Origin of the sequence: Bradyrhizobium australafricanum, from assembly GCF_020329495.1 — a bacterium.
Classification (GTDB): domain Bacteria; phylum Pseudomonadota; class Alphaproteobacteria; order Rhizobiales; family Xanthobacteraceae; genus Bradyrhizobium; species Bradyrhizobium australafricanum.
Window position 1 is genome coordinate 90,422 of the sequence record NZ_JAGKJL010000019.1, and the last position, 17,545, is coordinate 107,966.

18 protein-coding genes are annotated in these 17,545 nt (G+C 64.0%); 10 read left to right on the forward strand and 8 right to left on the reverse strand.

Going from position 1 to position 17,545, the window contains the following annotated elements; translation table 11 throughout:
- Positions 1-94 precede the first annotated feature (94 nt).
- The 3 genes from J6525_RS18740 to J6525_RS18750 are packed head-to-tail and all read left to right on the forward strand — an operon-like array spanning position 95 to position 3,568.
- Entirely contained in the window at positions 95-1,222 is a 1,128-nt protein-coding gene (locus J6525_RS18740; protein WP_225645751.1) for a mandelate racemase/muconate lactonizing enzyme family protein, read from the forward strand.
- A complete protein-coding gene (locus tag J6525_RS18745) occupies positions 1,222-2,817 on the forward strand; it encodes a GMC family oxidoreductase (RefSeq protein ID WP_225645752.1) in 1,596 nt (531 codons plus the stop codon). The genes J6525_RS18740 and J6525_RS18745 overlap by 1 nt, the downstream gene beginning before the upstream one ends.
- Positions 2,818-2,845: 28 nt before the next feature.
- Entirely contained in the window at positions 2,846-3,568 is a 723-nt protein-coding gene (locus tag J6525_RS18750; protein ID WP_028335658.1) for a GntR family transcriptional regulator, read from the forward strand.
- Positions 3,569-3,578: 10 nt separating this feature from the next.
- Here J6525_RS18750 and J6525_RS18755 read toward each other — a convergent pair whose 3' ends face one another.
- From J6525_RS18755 to J6525_RS18770, 4 genes are read right to left on the reverse strand one after another with little or no spacing between them, the layout of a single operon-like run.
- Entirely contained in the window at positions 3,579-5,369 is a 1,791-nt protein-coding gene (locus J6525_RS18755; RefSeq protein ID WP_092086040.1) for a chloride channel protein, read from the reverse strand.
- Entirely contained in the window at positions 5,366-5,629 is a 264-nt protein-coding gene (locus tag J6525_RS47480) for an SUMF1/EgtB/PvdO family nonheme iron enzyme (RefSeq protein ID WP_225645753.1), read from the reverse strand. The genes J6525_RS18755 and J6525_RS47480 overlap by 4 nt, the downstream gene beginning before the upstream one ends.
- Positions 5,626-6,360, reverse strand: a complete 735-nt coding sequence (locus J6525_RS18765; protein ID WP_225645754.1) for an SDR family NAD(P)-dependent oxidoreductase — start codon at positions 6,358-6,360, stop codon at positions 5,626-5,628. The genes J6525_RS47480 and J6525_RS18765 overlap by 4 nt, the downstream gene beginning before the upstream one ends.
- A gap of 15 nt (positions 6,361-6,375) precedes the next feature.
- Positions 6,376-7,410, reverse strand: coding sequence for a LacI family DNA-binding transcriptional regulator (locus J6525_RS18770; RefSeq protein WP_225645755.1), 1,035 nt, complete (start codon positions 7,408-7,410; stop codon positions 6,376-6,378).
- 182 nt (positions 7,411-7,592) lie between these two features.
- On the opposite strand from J6525_RS18770, the gene J6525_RS18775 reads away from it, so the two are divergent.
- From J6525_RS18775 to J6525_RS18805, 7 genes are all read left to right on the forward strand, one after another.
- Complete coding sequence (locus J6525_RS18775) at positions 7,593-8,894, forward strand: ABC transporter substrate-binding protein (RefSeq protein WP_225645756.1); 1,302 nt, start codon at positions 7,593-7,595, stop codon at positions 8,892-8,894.
- Positions 8,895-8,952: 58 nt separating this feature from the next.
- Positions 8,953-9,840 carry a carbohydrate ABC transporter permease gene (locus J6525_RS18780; protein WP_225645757.1) on the forward strand — a complete coding sequence of 296 codons (888 nt, stop codon included), beginning with the start codon at positions 8,953-8,955 and terminating at the stop codon, positions 9,838-9,840.
- Positions 9,841-9,844: 4 nt separating this feature from the next.
- Positions 9,845-10,672 carry a carbohydrate ABC transporter permease gene (locus tag J6525_RS18785; RefSeq protein WP_028335651.1) on the forward strand — a complete coding sequence of 276 codons (828 nt, stop codon included), beginning with the start codon at positions 9,845-9,847 and terminating at the stop codon, positions 10,670-10,672.
- Between the two features lie 7 nt (positions 10,673-10,679).
- Positions 10,680-11,684: a zinc-dependent alcohol dehydrogenase family protein gene (locus J6525_RS18790; RefSeq protein WP_225645758.1), complete on the forward strand. Its 1,005-nt coding sequence runs from the start codon at positions 10,680-10,682 to the stop codon at positions 11,682-11,684.
- A 6-nt stretch (positions 11,685-11,690) separates the two neighbouring features.
- The gene (locus J6525_RS18795; protein WP_225645759.1) at positions 11,691-12,764 is read left to right on the forward strand and encodes an ABC transporter ATP-binding protein; all 1,074 of its coding nucleotides are present in this window, start codon (positions 11,691-11,693) and stop codon (positions 12,762-12,764) included.
- A 68-nt stretch (positions 12,765-12,832) separates the two neighbouring features.
- Positions 12,833-13,720 carry a sugar kinase gene (locus J6525_RS18800; RefSeq protein ID WP_225645790.1) on the forward strand — a complete coding sequence of 296 codons (888 nt, stop codon included), beginning with the start codon at positions 12,833-12,835 and terminating at the stop codon, positions 13,718-13,720.
- Positions 13,717-14,754: a tagatose 1,6-diphosphate aldolase gene (locus J6525_RS18805; RefSeq protein ID WP_225645760.1), complete on the forward strand. Its 1,038-nt coding sequence runs from the start codon at positions 13,717-13,719 to the stop codon at positions 14,752-14,754. Before J6525_RS18800 ends, J6525_RS18805 begins: the two co-directional genes overlap by 4 nt.
- 106 nt (positions 14,755-14,860) lie before the next feature.
- Here J6525_RS18805 and J6525_RS18810 read toward each other — a convergent pair whose 3' ends face one another.
- The 4 genes from J6525_RS18810 to J6525_RS18825 are packed head-to-tail and all read right to left on the reverse strand — an operon-like array spanning position 14,861 to position 17,400.
- The gene (locus J6525_RS18810; protein ID WP_225645761.1) at positions 14,861-15,367 is read right to left on the reverse strand and encodes a DoxX family protein; all 507 of its coding nucleotides are present in this window, start codon (positions 15,365-15,367) and stop codon (positions 14,861-14,863) included.
- Positions 15,367-16,152: an HvfC/BufC N-terminal domain-containing protein gene (locus J6525_RS18815; protein WP_225645762.1), complete on the reverse strand. Its 786-nt coding sequence runs from the start codon at positions 16,150-16,152 to the stop codon at positions 15,367-15,369. Before J6525_RS18815 ends, J6525_RS18810 begins: the two co-directional genes overlap by 1 nt.
- Positions 16,139-17,050, reverse strand: a complete 912-nt coding sequence (gene bufB, locus J6525_RS18820; protein WP_225645763.1) for an MNIO family bufferin maturase — start codon at positions 17,048-17,050, stop codon at positions 16,139-16,141. The genes J6525_RS18815 and bufB overlap by 14 nt, the downstream gene beginning before the upstream one ends.
- Positions 17,051-17,100: 50 nt before the next feature.
- The gene (locus J6525_RS18825) at positions 17,101-17,400 is read right to left on the reverse strand and encodes a BufA1 family periplasmic bufferin-type metallophore (protein ID WP_038377692.1); all 300 of its coding nucleotides are present in this window, start codon (positions 17,398-17,400) and stop codon (positions 17,101-17,103) included.
- Between the last annotated feature and the right edge of the window lie 145 nt (positions 17,401-17,545).

The window sequence follows — 17,545 nt, forward strand, 5'->3', positions numbered from 1 at the left end:
CCAGATTGCAGTTGATGTTTGCCCAAGTCATATTATAAATAGGATGACCATACAAGCGCCGCTTTGGTCGTAGGCGCCGCAGGCTTTTCCGCGCATGACATCGCCGCCTTTCACCATCCGGAGCGTCCAGGCCTTTGGCTTTCGCTATCCTCTGACGACACCGGTCATCACCTCGTTCGGGCGGATGGGGGACCGGCCTGCCGTGTTCGTTCGGGTCGAAGACACGGACGGTTACGCGGGCTGGGGCGAGGTCTGGTGCAACTTTCCCGCGCCGGGCGCCGAGCATCGTGTTCGGCTGGTCAACGAGGTCCTGGCACCGGCGCTTGTCGGATTCAGGGCAAGCGAACCTGGTGCCGCATTCGAGCGACTGACGCAGGGAACTTCGGTGCTCGCGTTGCAATCCGGCGAAGCCGGCCCGTTCGCGCAGTCGATCGCCGGCATCGATCTTGCGGTCTGGGATCTCCATGCACGCCGCCGGAACGTTGCGTTGTGGAGATTGCTCGGCGGATCGCGGAGCCGGATCAAGGTCTATGCCAGCGGCATCAATCCGGTCGGATCGGAGCGGGCGGCGGAAGCAGCGCTCGGCCGCGGCTATCGCGCCTTGAAGCTGAAGATCGGCTTCGATCCGGCAGACGACCGGGCCAATCTCGCCGCACTGCGCTGCCTCGTCGACGATGGCATGCTTGCGGCCGATGTCAACCAGGGTTGGACCATCGCGCAGGCGCTCGAGCGTGCGCCGCAGCTCGAGCCGTTCGGCCTTGCCTGGCTCGAGGAGCCCATCCGCGCGGACCGTCCGCGGCAGGAATGGAAGCAACTGCACGAGACGATCCGTTTTCCGCTCGCCGCCGGTGAGAACATCGCGAGCCACGCTGGCTTTGCCGAGGTGCTGAGCGAGCCGGTTCTCGGTGTCGTCCAGCCTGACATCGCCAAGTGGGGCGGGCTTTCGGCTTGCGCCGGCATCGCCCGCGACATCCTGACGTCGGGCAAGATGTTCTGTCCGCACTATCTCGGCGCCGGCATCGGCCTGTTGGCGTCGGCGCATCTGCTGGCGGGCGTCGGCGGCGAGGGACTGCTGGAGGTCGACAGCAATGAGAACCCGCTGCGGGATCAATTCTGCGGCCCCGTGCTGCACGTCAGCGATGGAATGATCGAGCTCGGCGACGAGGCGGGTCTCGGGATCGCGCCCGATCTTGCCTCGATCGAACAATACCGGACCGCGTGATGTCGGGGCTTGGCTACGATTACATCATCGTTGGTGCGGGGTCGGCCGGCTGTGTGGTCGCAAACAGACTGTCAGCCGATCCTGCCTGCCGCGTGTTGTTGCTCGAAGCCGGCGGATCGGACCGGAATTTCTGGCTCAAGCTGCCGGTCGGGTATTACCGGACCATCTACAACGAGCGCTTCTCGCGCCTGTTCAAGACCGAGCCGTCGGAAGGAAGCGGCGGCCGCGCCATCGTCTGGCCGCGCGGCCGCGTGCTCGGCGGATCGTCGTCGATCAACGGCCTGATCTTCATCCGCGGCCAGCACGAGGATTTTGACGACTGGGAACGTCTCGGCGCCGACGGCTGGAGCTATCGCGACGTCCTGCCCTATTTCCGGCGCTACGAGCGCTATCGCGGCGGCGAGAGCCAGTTTCACGGTGGCCTCGGAGAGTTCGAGGTCTCCGACCTCAGGAACGACAACCCGGCGTCGAGGGCCTGGGTGGAGGCGGGCGTGCAGTTCGGCCTGCCGCGCAATTCCGATTTCAACGGCGCGACGACGCTTGGCGTCGGTGCCTATCAGCTTGGCATCGGGCGGCATTGGCGGACCAGCTCGGCATCCGCCTTTCTTCGACCGATTGCCGACCGGCGCAACCTGACCATCACCACGCATGCGCAGGTGAGCAAAGTCACTTTCAACGGCCGCGTCGCGACCGGCGTCGAGTGGATCAGCAAAGGGCAGGTTCATCGCGCGACAGCCGATCGCGAGGTCATCCTGTCGGGCGGCGCGCTGCAATCGCCGCAAATCCTCCAGCTTTCCGGGATCGGTCCGGCCGACCTGCTTCGCAAGCACGGGATTGCCGTCGTCACCGACTCGCCCGAGGTCGGCTCCAATCTGCAGGACCATTTCCAGGCACGGCTGATCGTGCGCCTGAAGGAGCGGATCTCGCTCAATGACCAGGTCCGCCATCCTGTCGAACTCGCGAAGATGGGGTTGCAATGGATGCTGGCCGGGCGAGGGCCATTGACGGTGGGGGCGGGACAGGTGGGCGGAGCGGCCTGTACCGAATATGCGGTCGGTGGCCGTCCCGACGTGCAGTTCAACGTGATGCCGCTTTCCGTCGACAAGCCCGGCGAGCCCCTCCACAGCTATTCCGGCTTCACGGCCTCGGTCTGGCAATGCCACGGCCGGTCGCGCGGACAGCTTGCGATCCGCTCGGCCGATCCGTTCGAGCAGCCGCTGATCGCGCCCAATTATTTCGCCGAGGAGATCGACCGCAAGACCATTGTTGCCGGCCTGAAGATCTTGCGCGAGATTTATCAGCAAAAGGCGTTCCGCCCGCTCTGGGACGTCGAAATGGTGCCGGGCGAGGCCGCAAATAGCGATGCGGGGCTGTGGGATTTTGCGCGCAACACCGGCGGCACGGTGTTTCACTGCGTCGGCACCTGCCGCATGGGCAGCGACGAGCGGGCAGTCCTCGATCCGCAGCTGCGGGTGCGCGGCGTCGAGCGGCTGCGTGTGATCGACGCCTCGGTGATGCCGCAGATCACCTCGGCCAACACCAATGCGACGAGCCTGATGATCGGGGAACGCGGTGCAGCCCTTGTCATGCCGTGATTGGGCCGCTTGATTTCCGGAGGGCGAGATGGAATTGAGTTCCGACAGTCACGTCCCCAAATACGCGCAGATTGCCGATATTTTTCGCCAGCGGATTGCGCGGGGTGTCTGGAGTCAAGGTTTTCGCCTGCCGGCCAACGAGGATCTGGCGGCCGAGTTCGGTGTCTCGCGTGTCACCATCAGGCAGGCCGTCGAGCTGCTCGCCCGCGACGGTGTCATCGAGGCGCAACAAGGCCGCGGCACGTTCGTCACCGGGACTGTACGACAGGACCGCTGGCTCAAGGTCGAGACCACCCTGTCCGATCTTGCGGACATGTACCGCGACACTTCGCCGGAGATCATCAACATCTCGGAAAGCCGGAGCGATGCGCCGTTGCTTCCCGAAGACGGCAAGCCGGCCGAGAAATATGTCTTCATGCGCCGCCTGCACTCGCGCCAGAAGCAGCCTTACTGCGTCATTTCCATCTATCTCGATGAGAAGATCTTCCGCAGGTCTCCCAAGCGCTTTCGCAACGAGACGGTGATCCCGATCCTCAACGATCTCAGGGATCCGGCGATCGCCAGCGCCCGACAGACATTGACCATCGGAACCGCGGATATCGAGGCGGCGCGGCTGCTGCGCGTCCCTTTGAATTCGCCGGTCGCCGAAGTCCGCCGTGTCTTCACGGCGAGCGATCGCACCGTGATCTATCTCGGTGAAGTCACCTATCGCGGCGATTTTGTGCGGATCGATATGGATCTAAGGCCATAGCGCGCAAGGATCACCGCGAAAACAGCTCCTGGTTCCGGCGTTCGAGCTCTTCCCCATAGGTGCGCAGCACATGGGATTCGCTTAAGGTGCCAATCGTGACGCGATGGTCGGCACGGTCAATGACCGCGAGGACGTCGGCTTCGCTCCGTTCAAAGGCCTTCAGGATCTCGCGAACCGACGTGGTCGGAAGCAAATACTCATCCTGCTGCTGGGCCAACGACCCGAGCGGATCGTCGTCCCGATTGGTGACGGAATGCAGCGTCGCCGCCGCAACGATGCCGGCATAGCTGCCGTTCGGATCGCGCAGCACGACCTGTCGGACCTGCGCCGGCGAGAACAGCTTCTGCGCCTCGCCGATCGGCATGGTCGTCAGCGCATTCTCGAAGTCGGCGCGCATCAGGGAAGCTGCGCTCATCTGACGGACCCAGCCGATGTCCTGCGGACCGCGGATCACCTCGCCGCGCAGATGGAAGCGCCATGTCGCAAAACTGTAGCCGAACAACTCGCGGACGATGAGCGCGCAGACCGATGATGCGACCACGGCTCCTACGGTCACGGAGAAGTCGCCGGTGATCTCGAGTGCGAGACAAACCATGCTGAACGGTGCGCCCAGCACGCCGGTTCCGAGCGCGGCGAGAGCCGCGATGGCGGCGGTGCCGGGCTGAAGCGCGAGCGTGGGGAAGGGGCCGGTCAGCACGACGCTGTAAAGCTGCCCGATCAGCGCGCCGAGCAGCAGCGAGGCGAAGAACAGTCCGCCGCGAAAGCCGGAGCCGAGCGAGACGGCCGATGCCAGGATCTTGAGCACGATGGTCGTCGTGAGCAGGAGCCAGCTCGGATTGCTGACCAGTAGGATTTGCATTGCGCCATGTCCCGCGCCGAGCACGGTCGGCGTCAGCAGGGCGAGGCCGCCGAGCAGCAGGCCGCCGAGGATCGGGCGCACGAAGCCGCTGAAAAGCGTGACGCGCTGAAAGCAACGTTCGGAAAATGCGACCGCGAGCATGACGAGGATGCTGACGAATGCGCAAATGATGCCGATCAGCACGGTCTGTCCGATCATCTCGACGGACACGGGCGATGGGAAGCCCGGCACCATCAGAAAGGACTGGTGCGTCAACCCCCGCGCCACCAGCCAGGCCGTGACGGCGCTGGCGATGACGGGCACGAGAGCGGCCGAGGTGTAGGCTCCCAGCACGACCTCGAAGGCATAGAAGGCGCCGGCCAGCGGAGCCGAAAACGCTGCGCTGATCGCCCCCGCCGCGCCGCAGGCCACCAACAGCCGCATGTCGTTGCGGCGGGCAGCGAGGCGCTGGCCGACATGGGAGCCAAACATCGAGCAGATCTGCGTGTATCCCGCTTCCAGTCCGACCGATCCGCCGAACCCGTTGGACAGCAGAGTCTGGATCGAGATCAGCAAGCTGCCGCGGAAGGACACCCGGCCGCCATAGAGCGCGTTGGCTTCGATCGCGTCAGCGAGCTGCTGTCCCTTCACGCGCCGCGCGAAGTACAGCCCGATCAGCGCCAGGACCAGGCCGCCAACTGCCGGGATGAGCAGCGTGCGCTGCCAGGAAATTACGCCGGTGGCGCTGAGATGTGCGTCGAGGGGAATGTCGAACAGCAGCGCGTGCGAAGCCTGGCTGAGGCCCGAGATCGCGGCAACGAGGACGCCGCTCAGCAACCCGACGACAATGCCAACCAGCACGAGGCCGGTCTCGCGATTGCGCACGAAATTGCGCAAGAACTGCGGCAACAGACGGGTGCCGGGAGCAGGGGCCGGCTTCGCGGCATTTGTCGCCAGCGTCATCCTATGCCGGATCCCGCAGCTGCCCGGTGCGCACGACAGGGAAGCCGATCTTGCTCGACGAGCCGACCGACGCGTTCGGGTCTCGCTGCGAAGCGGTGGCGGCTGCCGTAGGACTCGAGGCAGGATTCACCGCGCGTCGAGCGGTTCGGTGCAGGCTCGCGATTCAAGGGGACTCCCGACGGTGCGAGGCGGTCCTCGTACCATTCCCAGACATTTCCGGCGACATTATGCAGGCCGTATCGGTTGGTTTCCTGGCTCATCCGGCAAGAAACCCGCCATCCACCGCGACGACGGTGCCGGTCGCATATTGTGATGCCGGCATGCAGAGGAATGCGACGGCTCCCGCAACGTCCTCCGGCTGACCCCAGCGCTTGAACGCGGTGCGGTCGGCGATGCGCTGATAGTGCGCGCGATCGGTGCGGCCGGCCGCATTGATCGCCGTTTCGATATAGCCGGGCGCAACCGCATTGACCCGGATGCCTTGCTCGGCCCATGCCAAGGCGAGCGCCTTGGTCAGCATCACGACACCGCCCTTGCTGGCGCAATAAGCCGGGATTCGCGGCAACGCCAATGTCGCATTCATCGAGGCAAGATTGACGATCGCGCCCTTGCTCTCGGCGAGAAGCGGGCGGAACGCCATGCAGGTTCGAAAAGTGCCCGTGAGATTGACGTCGAGCACTTTCATGAAGGTCTCGATCTCGTATTCCTTGTCGCGGGCGAGAATTCCCGCGCAGTTGACCAGCGCATCGACGCGCTTTTGCTGTTGGGCAAAAGAAGCGACAGCGTCGTCGTTCGTGACGTCGAGCGTCGCGAGTGCGAGTCCGGCGCGCGATTTCAGCAAAGTGCGCGCCAGATCGGTCTCGTTGGCCGCCGTTGCGGTCACCGTCGCGCCGAGGTCGCAAAACTGATTGCTGATTGCGGCGCCAATGTCGCCGGCGCCGCCAATCACCACGGCATGGAAGCCGGGCGCAAGAGAGAAATTTGAGCGCATTGCAGGGGTCTCGGTTCAGGATTTGGGAGGGGGAGCCGTCGATTCACGGACCACCAGGGAGAAGTCGATCTCGCGATGCATGATGGTCTGCTCGCCGGCGAGGCTGCGCACCAGATATTCCCCGGCGCGCTGCCAGGTTTCTCCGGTCGGTACGTGGATCGTGGTCAGGCTCGGCCGCAAATGGCGGCTCCAGTCGAGATCGTCGAAGCCGACCACCGACAGGTCGCGCGGCACCGAAAATCCATCGCGCTCCGCCTCGAGCAAGACGCCGTAGGCGATGACATCGTTGCCGCAGACGACGGCGGTCGGACGATCCTTCAGGTTGAGGAGATAGCGGGCCGCTTCACGCGCGTCGTCCAGCGTGTAGGGCACCTCGACATGCCATTGCGGAGGAAGCTCCAGGCCGTTCTCGGTGAGCGCGCGGCGAAAGCCGGCGACGCGAGCGCTGGCGCGGTCGTTGTTGCGCTGGAGCGCCGAGACGATCCCGATGCGGCGGTGGCCAAGCTCGATGACATGCGCGGCGGCGCGATGGGCGGCCGCTTCGTTGTTCGTTCCGACGCAAGGGTGGGGTCGATCAGGCTGGTAGATGCCGACATTGATGAAGGGAACTGCATTGTCCGCAAGCAACTTGCGCAGTCCTTCGTGATGGCAATCACCGCGCAGCACAAGTCCATCGACGCCGCGGCTGATCAAATTGCGCGCTTGCTGCAATTCGATGTCGAGATCATAGCCGCTCGTGGTGAGAAACAGCATGTATCCGACCGAGGAGAGATACTGCTGGAGCGAGGCGATGCCGCGCGCGAACATCGTGTTGTCGATGGTCGGAACGATCGCGCCGAGCGTGCGCGAGCGCCGTGACGACAGGATGCGCGCCGGCGCATGTGGAATGTAGCCGAGCGCGTCGATGGCCTGTTCGATGCGCGCCCGCAGGGAAGGGCTTACCGCATCGGGATTGTTCAGCGCGCGCGACACCGAGGCCGTTGAGACGCCGGCACGGGCTGCCACGGCGCGGATGCCCTGTTTCACGGATTTGGCGTTGGTCAATCGCATCAATGTAACGTTACATTCGATGGGGCAAACCGCATGGTAGCGGTAATCTCGTAAATTTGCCGCAGAATATCCGGTTTGTCCATTGCTTGACACAACCGATGTGAGGTCTAAATTGTAACCGTTTTCAAGTCGCGTTCAAAATGGCCCGCCAGCTTAAGGCGGCCAGCCGGGAGGAGAGTTCGATGAAGGTCAGGATGCTCGCGACGCACGTCGCGTTGCCCGTTCTCGCGATTGTCGCCGTCAACGCGCAGGCTCATGCGGCCGATTTCGACTGGATGAAGTTCAAGGGCAGGACCGTCACCTTTCTCGCCAATAACAATCCGGTCGCGCAGGCGCTGCTGACCTACAAGGCCGATTTCGAGAAGCTGACCGGCATGACCCTGAAGGTCGACGGTTATCAGGAACAACAGATGCGCCAGCGTCTGGTCACCGTCATGAATGCGAACAGCGACGAGGTCGACGTGTTCATGACGCTGCCTTCGCGCGAGGGCGAGCAGTTTGCCGCGGCCGGCTGGTACGGCGATCTCACTGCGATGGCCAAGAATGAGGTGACCAAGGAATACGACCCGGCCGGGTTGAGCCAGGCTCTGCTCAAGGCCGCGACCTTCGGCGGCAAGCTGACCAGCATGCCGATGAACATCGAAGGTCCGATCTTCTATTACCGCACCGACATCTTCAAGAAGTGCGGCATTGAGGCGCCGAAGACCATCAAGGATGTCGAGGCGGCCGCCGAGAAGATCAAGACCTGCGACAGCGCTGTCACGCCCTTTGTCTCGCGTGGCCTCAAGCCCGCGGTCGCCTATACCTTCAGCAACATGCTGCACAACATCGGAGGCAGCTACATCGCAGGCGGCAAGTCGAACCTCTGCTCGGCCAAGGGCAAGGAAGCACTCGACACCTATAGCCGGCTGCTGCGCGACTTCGGTCCGCCGGGTGTGGTCAACTACAGCTTCCAGCAGATTTCGGCGCTCTATCGCAGCGGCCGCGCCGCGATGGCGTTCGAATCCTCGAATGAGTTGCGCACGGTGATGGAGGGCGGCGCGCGCCTGAAGGACACCGGCCTGTTGCCGTTCCCGGCAGGCGAGGCCGGCCAGGTGCCGACCACGATCGGCTGGGGCATGGCGGTGTCTTCGCACAGCAAGCAGCCGGACGCGGCCTGGTACTTCGTGCAGTGGGCAACCAGCCCCGAGGTGCAGAAGAAAATGGCGCTCCAGGGCATTGCCCCGCCGCGGCCGTCGGTTGCCAAGGATCCTGAGTACCGCAAATGGATCGACGAGGAGCCGGTCCGCAAGGAATGGCAGGCTGCGCTCGACGTGCTGGCCACGAAGGGCTCCTCCGAGGTCGGCTATCCCATCATCGCCAACCCGGAATCGCGCGAGTTCATCGGCCAGGCTGTGCAGGACCTGATCTTGAAGCAGAAGCCGATCGACCAAGCCTGCGCTGATGCCGACAAGGCGCTCGATGCGCTGATCGCCCAGAAGTAACCGCTTGATGCCGGCAGGCTCGTGCCTGCCGGCGCCTCACTCTCAAGGAAACGGACACATGTCGGACGCGGCTGCGACACTCACGCAGGACCGGCAGAAGCTGGAAATGGCGGCGCTCTCGGCGCCGGCCGTGATCTTCACGGTCGCGATGATCGCGTTTCCGGTCGTCTATACGATCTGGCTCGGCTTCCAGACATTCTCCTCGACCGGCAAGCAGTCCTTTGCGGGCCTCGCCAATTACTCAAAGCTGATCTCCGACTACGAGTTTTGGCACGGGCTCTGGATCACCATAGCGCTCTATGTGCTGTCGTTGGTGCTCCAGCTCGTCTTTGGCGTGTGGCTGGCTCTGGTGTTGTTTCGCGCCAGGCGCCTGCCGGGAATCGTGCGCTCGCTGTTCATCTCCCCGTTCATGATGCCGCCGGTGGTGGCGGGCATGATGTGGCTGGTGATCCTCGATCCCTCGCTGGGCGCGGCCAACTACATCCTCCAGTCGTTCGGCCTGCCGCCGTCGGACTGGCTGGCGTCGCCGACGTGGGTCATCCCGACCGTCGCTCTGATCGACAGCTGGCAGTGGACGCCATATGTCGCCTTGATCGTGCTGGGCGGCCTGCAATCGCTGCCGCCGAGCGTCTACGAGGCCGCGCAGATCGACGGGGCATCGCCGTTCAAGACTTTTCAGCGCATCACTTTGCCGCTGCTGCTGCCGACCATCGTCACCGCGGCCATCCTGCGCAGCGTCGATCTCCTGCGCTTCTTCGACATCATCTACATCACGACCCAGGGCGGGCCGGGCAACGCCTCGAACACGCTCAACATCTACGGCTTCCGGGTGGGTTTCGAGTTCTTCAACATCGGTTACGCCAGCGCCCTGATGCTGACGCTGACGGCGATCGTGTTCGGTGCCGTGCTCGCCTTCAACCGCCTGCGCGGCGCCGTGGCGTGGTGATGTCATGACGGATGCCGCCAACACCGACCGCTGGATCCGCTGGCTCAACACCGTGCAGCTCGTGCTCGCCGGCGTGCTCATCATGGCGCCGACGGTCTGGATGGTGTTGTCCTCGTTCAAGCCGTCGTTCGAGGTGACGGCCTATCCGCCGACGCTGATCTTCACGCCGACGCTCGACAATTATGTCGAGCTGACCAAGACCACGCCGTTCCTCAGCTATGCGCTCAACAGCCTCATCGTCACAGTCGGCTCGACGGCGCTCGGCTTACTGTTCGGCATCCCCGCCGCTTTCGCCGTCTCCTGGACACGGATCTCATGGCCGGCGATCCTTACGCTCGCAGCGCGCATGGCGCCGGGCACGCTGTTCCTGCTGCCGTGGTACGTCATGTTCCGGCAGGTCGGGATGATCGGCTCCTACACCGCGCTGATCCTGAGCCACGCGGTCATCACGCTGCCGATCGTGATCTGGGTGCTGCTGCCATCCTTCGACGGCATCCCGCGCAGCGTCTTCGAGGCGGCGCAGGTCGACGGATGCAGCGTCACGCGCATCCTCTGGCGCATCGCGCTGCCGCTGGTGGCGTCCGGCGTCGCCGTCTCGGCGATCCTCGCCTTCGTCTTCTCATGGAACTACTTCCTGTTTGCGCTGGTGCTCTCCAACGGCGACACCAAGACGCTGATCGCGGCGGCCTTCAACTTCATCGGCGAAGGCTCGACGCAATGGGGCGCCCTCATGGCCGCGGCGACGCTGATCGCACTGCCGCCGCTGGTGCTGGCTGCTCTGGTTCAGCGCTGGCTGGTGTCCGGACTGACGCTCGGTGCGGTGAAAGGCTAGGTATCTGATGAACGTGTCACCCCGTCCGAATTCGATCATGCAGGCCGCGGTCTTCCACGGCAACGACCGCATCACCATCGAGCGCGTGGCAATGCCCGACGTCGGCACAGGTGAAGTGCTCGTGCGCGTTTCGCGCACCGCGCTGTGCGGTTCGGACTTCAAGCTCTGGCACAAGGGCGCGGAGTTCACCGCCGGCCATGAGATTTTCGGCGTGGTCGAGCAGCCCGGTCACCGGCTGCATGGTCGCCGCTGTGCCGTCTATATTCCACTCCACTGCGACCATTGCGCGGCCTGCAAGCGCGGCGATACCCAGATGTGCCTGGAGGTCTCCAGCCTGATCGGCTGGAACCGGCCGGGCGGCTACGCCGAATACGTGCCGGTGCCGGAAAACTGTTTGCTGCCGGTGCCTGACGATATCGAGGACAGCCTTGCGCCGCTCTTGCTCGACACCATCGGCACGTCGGGCCACGCCGTGCGCTTCGTCAGCCGCGTGGTGCCGCCGGGTGAGGCTGGACCTGTTCTCGTCATGGGCGCCGGGCCAGTCGGTCTCGGCGTCGTGCTGGCGCTGCGCGCGCTCGGCTACAACGACATCTACGTTGCCGACCCCAATGCGACGCGGTTGAAGATCGCGCAATCCTTCGGCGCGAAGGCATACCCCGTGGGCGACACCTCGAAGCGCTTTGCTCTCATCATGGAATGCTCCGGCGCGCATGCGGCGCGCAACCTCGGCATCGAGCTCGTCCTGCCGCGCGGCGCGCTGGTGCTGGTCGGCGAGAACGCCGCGCCCTGGACCATCGAAGAGGGCAAGGTGTTCCGCCGCAAGGACTTCTACATGATCCGGACCTTCTACTTCCCGGTCTCGGATTTCGAGCCGAACATCGAATTGCTGCGCAAGTTCAAGGACGAATACCGCGTCCTCGTCGACGGCGAGTTCGGCCTGTCGGCCCTGCCTGAGAATTTCGCCCGCTTTGCCAGGGGCGAACTGATCAAGCCGGTACTGGCGCTGGGTTAGGCGATCATGGCCTCGATCTCGATCCGCAACCTCGTCAAGCGCTACGGCAGTTTCACCGTGATCCCCGATCTCAATCTGGAGATCGCGGACCATGAATTCGTGGTGTTCGTCGGGCCGTCCGGCTGTGGCAAGTCGACCCTGCTGCGAATCATTGCGGGTCTCGAGCCGATCACGTCGGGTGACCTTTACATCGGCGACAAGCGCGTCAACGGCGTGCAAGCTGCACAGCGCGATATTGCGATGGTGTTCCAGGACTACGCGCTCTATCCGCACATGCGCGTCTACGACAATATGTCGTTCGCATTGGAGCTGCGGGGAACGCCAAAGGCGGAGATCGATGCGCGCGTGAAGCGTGCCGCCGCGCTCCTGCACATCGAGCCCTATCTCGATCGCAAGCCGAAGGAGCTCTCCGGCGGACAGCGCCAGCGCGTCGCCATGGGCCGTGCGATTGTGCGCAATCCCAAGGCGTTCCTGTTCGACGAGCCGTTGTCCAACCTCGACGCAAAACTGCGCGGGCAGGTGCGGGCCGAGATCAAGGCGCTATCGCAGGAGCTCAAGACCACCATGGTCTTCGTGACCCATGACCAGATCGAGGCCATGACGATGGCCGACCGGATCGTGGTGCTCCAGAACGGGGCGATCCAGCAATACGACACGCCGGAGACAGTGTACGAGCGGCCGGCCAACCAGTTCGTCGCCGGCTTCATCGGCTCGCCGGCCATGAACTTCTTCCCGGTCGAATGGCGTGAGGAGCGCGCGATCCTTTCGCAAGGCGCAACGGCGGTGCCGCTGGACGGCGAGGCCGCAAGCCGCCTGCAGCAGGCGGGAAATGCCGTGCTCGGCATTCGTCCTGAACATTTTGCCGTCACGACCGATGCGGCGGACGGCATCGCCATCCACGTCAAGCTGGTCGAGCCGCTCGGCTCGGATACGCTGATCCATTTCGATCTCGCCGGCGTCTCCGCGATCGCAAGGGTCGATCCAGCGTTGCGACCAAAGCCCGGCGATCGCCTCAGTTTGCGGCCCCAGCCGGGCAAGACGCATTTGTTCGATGCAGCGAACGGGCAGGTTTTGCGGTGAGCGCATCGGCGAACATAGCAGCTCTTTCGGCGCTCGCGGATGTGGCGTCGGGAGCCAGGGGCGTCCAGGTGATCTGCCTTGGGCTATCCGCGCTCGATCAGGTCTGGCGCGTCGATCGGCTCTTTGCGGGCAACAGCGAGAAGATAAAGGCCATCGACTACGGTACCCTTGGCGGCGGAATGGCCGCCAATGCCGCGGTCGCGGTCGCGCGGCTCGGTGCCTCCGTCGCGTTCTGGGGGCGGGCAGGGGACGATGCCGCCGGGCACGAGATGCGGTCGGCTTTTGCGGCCGAAGGTGTCGACGTCGAGAATTTCCGGCTGTTTCCCGATGGCCGCTCGTCGGTCTCGGGGATCATTGTCGACAGTTCGGGCGAGCGGCAGATCGTGAACTTCCGTGGTCTCTTTCCGGAAGCGGCTGATTGGCTTCCGCTTGAAGCCGTCGCTCGCGCATCCTCGGTGCTGGCCGATCCGCGCTGGGTGGAGGGTGCCGCGACGCTGTTTCGCGAGGCGCGTGCGCGCGGCATTCCGACGGTGCTCGACGGCGATATGGCTGATGCCGAGGTATTCGAGCGACTGCTGCCCCTGACCGACCACGCGATCTTTTCCGAGCCTGCGCTCGCTTCTTTCGCCGGATCTGCCAAAGACGAATCTCTCGCAGCACTGGCGCGGTTCGGCTGCAGTGTCATCGCCGTCACGCGCGGCGAGGGCGGCGTCAGTTGGTACGAGAATGGCCAGCTGCACCGGCACGCCGCCTATGCCGTCGATGTCGTCGATACCACCGGCGCCGGCGACGTCTTCCATGGCGCCTATGCCCTTGCGATCGGCGTCGGCCTCGATGTGCGCAACGCCATGGCGTTTTCTGCAGCCACGGCCGCGATGAAATGTCGCCACGCCGGTGGCCGCAACGGAATCCCCACCATCAACGACTGTCTTGCATTCATGAGGACGAAGCCATGAGAACGATTGGAAAGAACCGCGGGCTGGGCCGCCTTGCTGACGCGGAAGGCCACTTTCGCATGGTGGCGCTGGATCAGCGGCCGCCGCTGTTCGATGCCATTGCGAAGGCGAAGGGAATCACGCGGGATCAGGTCGAATATTCCGACGTCACGGCGGCCAAGCGGCTCCTCGTCGAAAACCTTGCGCCGCATTGCAGCTCGATGTTGTTCGACCCGAATTTTGCCGTGCCCGCCGCGATCGATCTGTTGCCGCCGCGCTGCGGCCTGATCATGACGCTGGAGGAGCATCGCGTCGAGGAGACCGCGGGCGGTCGCAAGTCGCGCGCGATCGCCAACTGGAGTGTGGAGAAAATTCGCGCCATGGGCGGCGACGCCGTCAAGGTGCTGGCCTGGTATCGGCCGGATGCGCACGCCGCGGTCAACGAGCATCAGAAGCGCTTCGTGCGCGAGATCGGCGAGGAGTGCGCCCGCCACGACGTTCCCTATGTTCTTGAACTGCTGGTCTATCCGTTCCTTGGTAGCGCCAATCACACCGCCGATTATGTGGAATCGCCTGGCAAGCTCCCGGGTCTCGTCATCGATAGCGTGCGCGAGTTTGCCAAGCCCGAATACGGCGTCGATCTCCTGAAGCTTGAGAGCCCTCTCGCGGCCAACAGTCTGCCGGCCCGTGACGGCAGCGCGGAAGCCAAGGCCGCGCAGAAGGAATTCGATGCGATCGGCGATATCTGCCGCGAGCGGAGCATTCCCTGGGTCCTGCTGTCGGGCGGCGCCGCGCCGGAAAAATTCGAACGCGTCCTCGACTTCGCCTATGCCGCGGGCGCGGGCGGTTTCCTGGCCGGTCGCACCATCTGGCTCGATGCCGTCCTGAAGAATTTCCCGGACCTTGCGGCGGTCTCGGCGGGTCTGCGCAAGGATGGCCTCGGCGTGCTTGAGCGGCTCAACAAGCTGACGACGGCGAAGGGCACGCCGTGGAAGGCGCGCTTCCCTGTATTCACTGACATCAAGCAGGAGGGTGACTTCGCGCGCGCCTATTGAAACGGTGACGGCTCCACATGTCTTGGTGGGCCCGGCAGGACTCGAATCTGCAACCAGACCGTTATGAGCGGCAGGAAAAGGGATGCGGTCGTAAAGCTTGATGTGCTCAGTTCGCTTGCCGAGGGAATCCGTGTATCAGATGATCCGCCGAGATGCGTCCCGGTCCCCAAGCCATGATCCCGAGCGCCATCGCCGCCCAGGTGAGGTGGATCGGCCAGCCGTCGGGCACGGTGAGTTCGACAATTATGGTCATGAACAACAGCCCGAGTGCGGCAAAGCGGGTGCCGAGGCCGAGCACCAGCAGCACCGGAAAGGTGATCTCGCCGCATCCGGACAGGAATGCCATCACCGCAGGTAGCGGATAGTGATAGGGCCCGCCCGGCAGGTGCAGCATGAACTCATCGGTAAACAGCGTCACCGCGGTGTCGCTCAGCTTGAGGAAGCCGGTCCATTTCAGGATGCCGGATTTCCAGAACGGCACCGCCAGCGCCACGCGCATCACGAATTGAACCAGCGACGGCAAGGCCACTGTCTGGATCAGGTGCTCGGCCTTGTCAGCGAGGTGGCTCAGCCGGTGGCGTTCACTGGCGCCAAAATGCTGATCGATGACCATCATGCTTCTCCGAAATTGATTGATGTGAAAGCGCCCGCCTCGATCATGCCCGCGATGTTCGCCGCGATGTCGAAGCGGGGCGAGGACTGAAGTGCGGACGCTGCGGCGTCGCCAAGCGGCCGTCCGGACATCAGGTTTGTCAGAAACACCGCGCCGCCCTCGGGCAGATGGCGCACGACGACGTCCATCTCGGGCCGGGTGATCAGAGCATCTTCCGGCGTTCCCGCGTCGATCTGACCCGGCATCTCTCCGCCGCGATTGGCGGCGAAGATCGTCACCGCCGCGAAAGGCGAGCGGACGAGTCCTGCTGCAGGATGTGCGGTGAACACCACATCCGCCAGCCGCTCCGGCGGAACCAGAGCGAGCACATCCCGTGACAATGGCGCGGCATCGGCGGCATGATAGGCGTCGAGCCAGGCCCGCTCGATCCGCGCGACATCCGCTAGCCAGGGCATGGCACAGGCATATTCGTAGGTTTCGATGAACGCGGGAAAGTCGCGGCCATAGTCGAGCAAGAGCGGCGATGTTGGCGGCGAGGCCCGGACATGGAAACGCGCCATGGCACGGAAGAACTCGACGCCCGTGATGCGCTGGACCGCAGGGTAGACCGCGGCAAGCGCATCGATCAGGCTGACCGTGACGTTGTTGCGATAGACATTGTAGCGCCGGACCGCCGCCTTTCCGTTCGGCCCGGTGACGAGCGAGGGTGTCTCGCGCCCGGGGTCGATCAGCGCAGCCGCGAAGCGCGCCGCGTAGGACGAGAACTCCTCCTCAAGCGGCAGCATAGCGCATCTCCCGCTGGTGGCGGTCGAGGATTGCTTGCGCCGCGGCCGCTTCAGCCTTCAGCACTGGCCAGTCCGGAATTTTGCTGTCCCATTCGACCAGCGTCGGGACGGGACCACAACGCGAGACGACGATCTCGAACAGCTTCCACACCGCGTCCGTGACCGGTCCGTCATGGCTATCGATCAGGAGCAGGTCGCCTTCATCGTCGAGCTGCTCGGCATGACCGGCGAGATGGATTTCGCCGACGCGTGACAACGGAAAGTCGGAGAGATAGTCGAGCGCGGAGAAGCCGTGATTGTTTGCCGAGACAAACACATTGTTGATGTCGAGCAGCAGTCCGCATCCGGTGCGTTCCGCGACGCGGCGGATGAACTCGGTCTCGCTCATCGTCGATTCGGTGAATGCGAGATAGGTCGACGGATTTTCCAGCAGCAGCGGCCGCCAGATGGCGTCTTGCACTTGATCGATATGATCGCAGACCCGTGCGAGCGTCGCTTCGGTATAGGGTAGTGGCAACAGGTCGTTGAAGTAGGTGGTTTCGTGGGTCGACCAGGTGAGATGTTCCGAAACCAGCGCGGGCTCGTAACGCTCGACGAGATCGCGGAAGCGCTTCAGATGCGCCTTGTCGAGCGGCCGTTCGCCGCCGATCGACATGCACACACCATGCAATGATACCGGATGATCGCGGCGCACGGCTTCCAGCGCGCGATGCGGCGGCCCGCCCGCGCCCATGTAATTCTCTGCATGCACCTCGAAGAAGCCACGCTGCCGTCCCGCGCCAAGGATCGCAGTAAGGTGCCCGGGCTTGAAGCTGGTGCCAGCCAGGCCATGTATGGCAAGCGCGGGAAAGCGGGGAGGCTCGGCTGCGAGCAACCGGGACGAGATCGCAGCGTTCATGTCGTCTCTCCGCTTTCTCTATGATCGTGAACGTCTGCCGTGCGGTGCGACTAGACCGGCTTGAGCGATCCGGTCTTCCCGTTCGGAAGCTGGATGCTGGTGCAGGTGCCACCCTGCACGAACTTCCACGCATTGCCCTGAAAGTCGACTGTCGAGGTGCCTTGGCAAGTCGTGCCGGGGCCGGCCGCGCAATCGTTCTGGCCCTTCAGCGCGACGCCGAAGCACTTCTCCTTGTGGGCCGCGGTCGCTGCATCCGCCTCGGCCTTGGTGAGGGGAGCGGCGGTGGCAAGGGTTGCAAGTGCGGTCGAAACGGCGCCGGCAAGGACAAGCGAGCTGATGACATTCTTCATAGATCTCTCCACATCGTTATTTTGCGTCGCCTCCTGAGGCGTCGGGGGCGCATCGAAAGGTTCGTTCCGTTCGCTGCCGCCGTTACGGTTTTGGCAGCTCACGAATCCGTGACTTCGCTGCAGGTGTCCCGCAAATGGCTCTTGT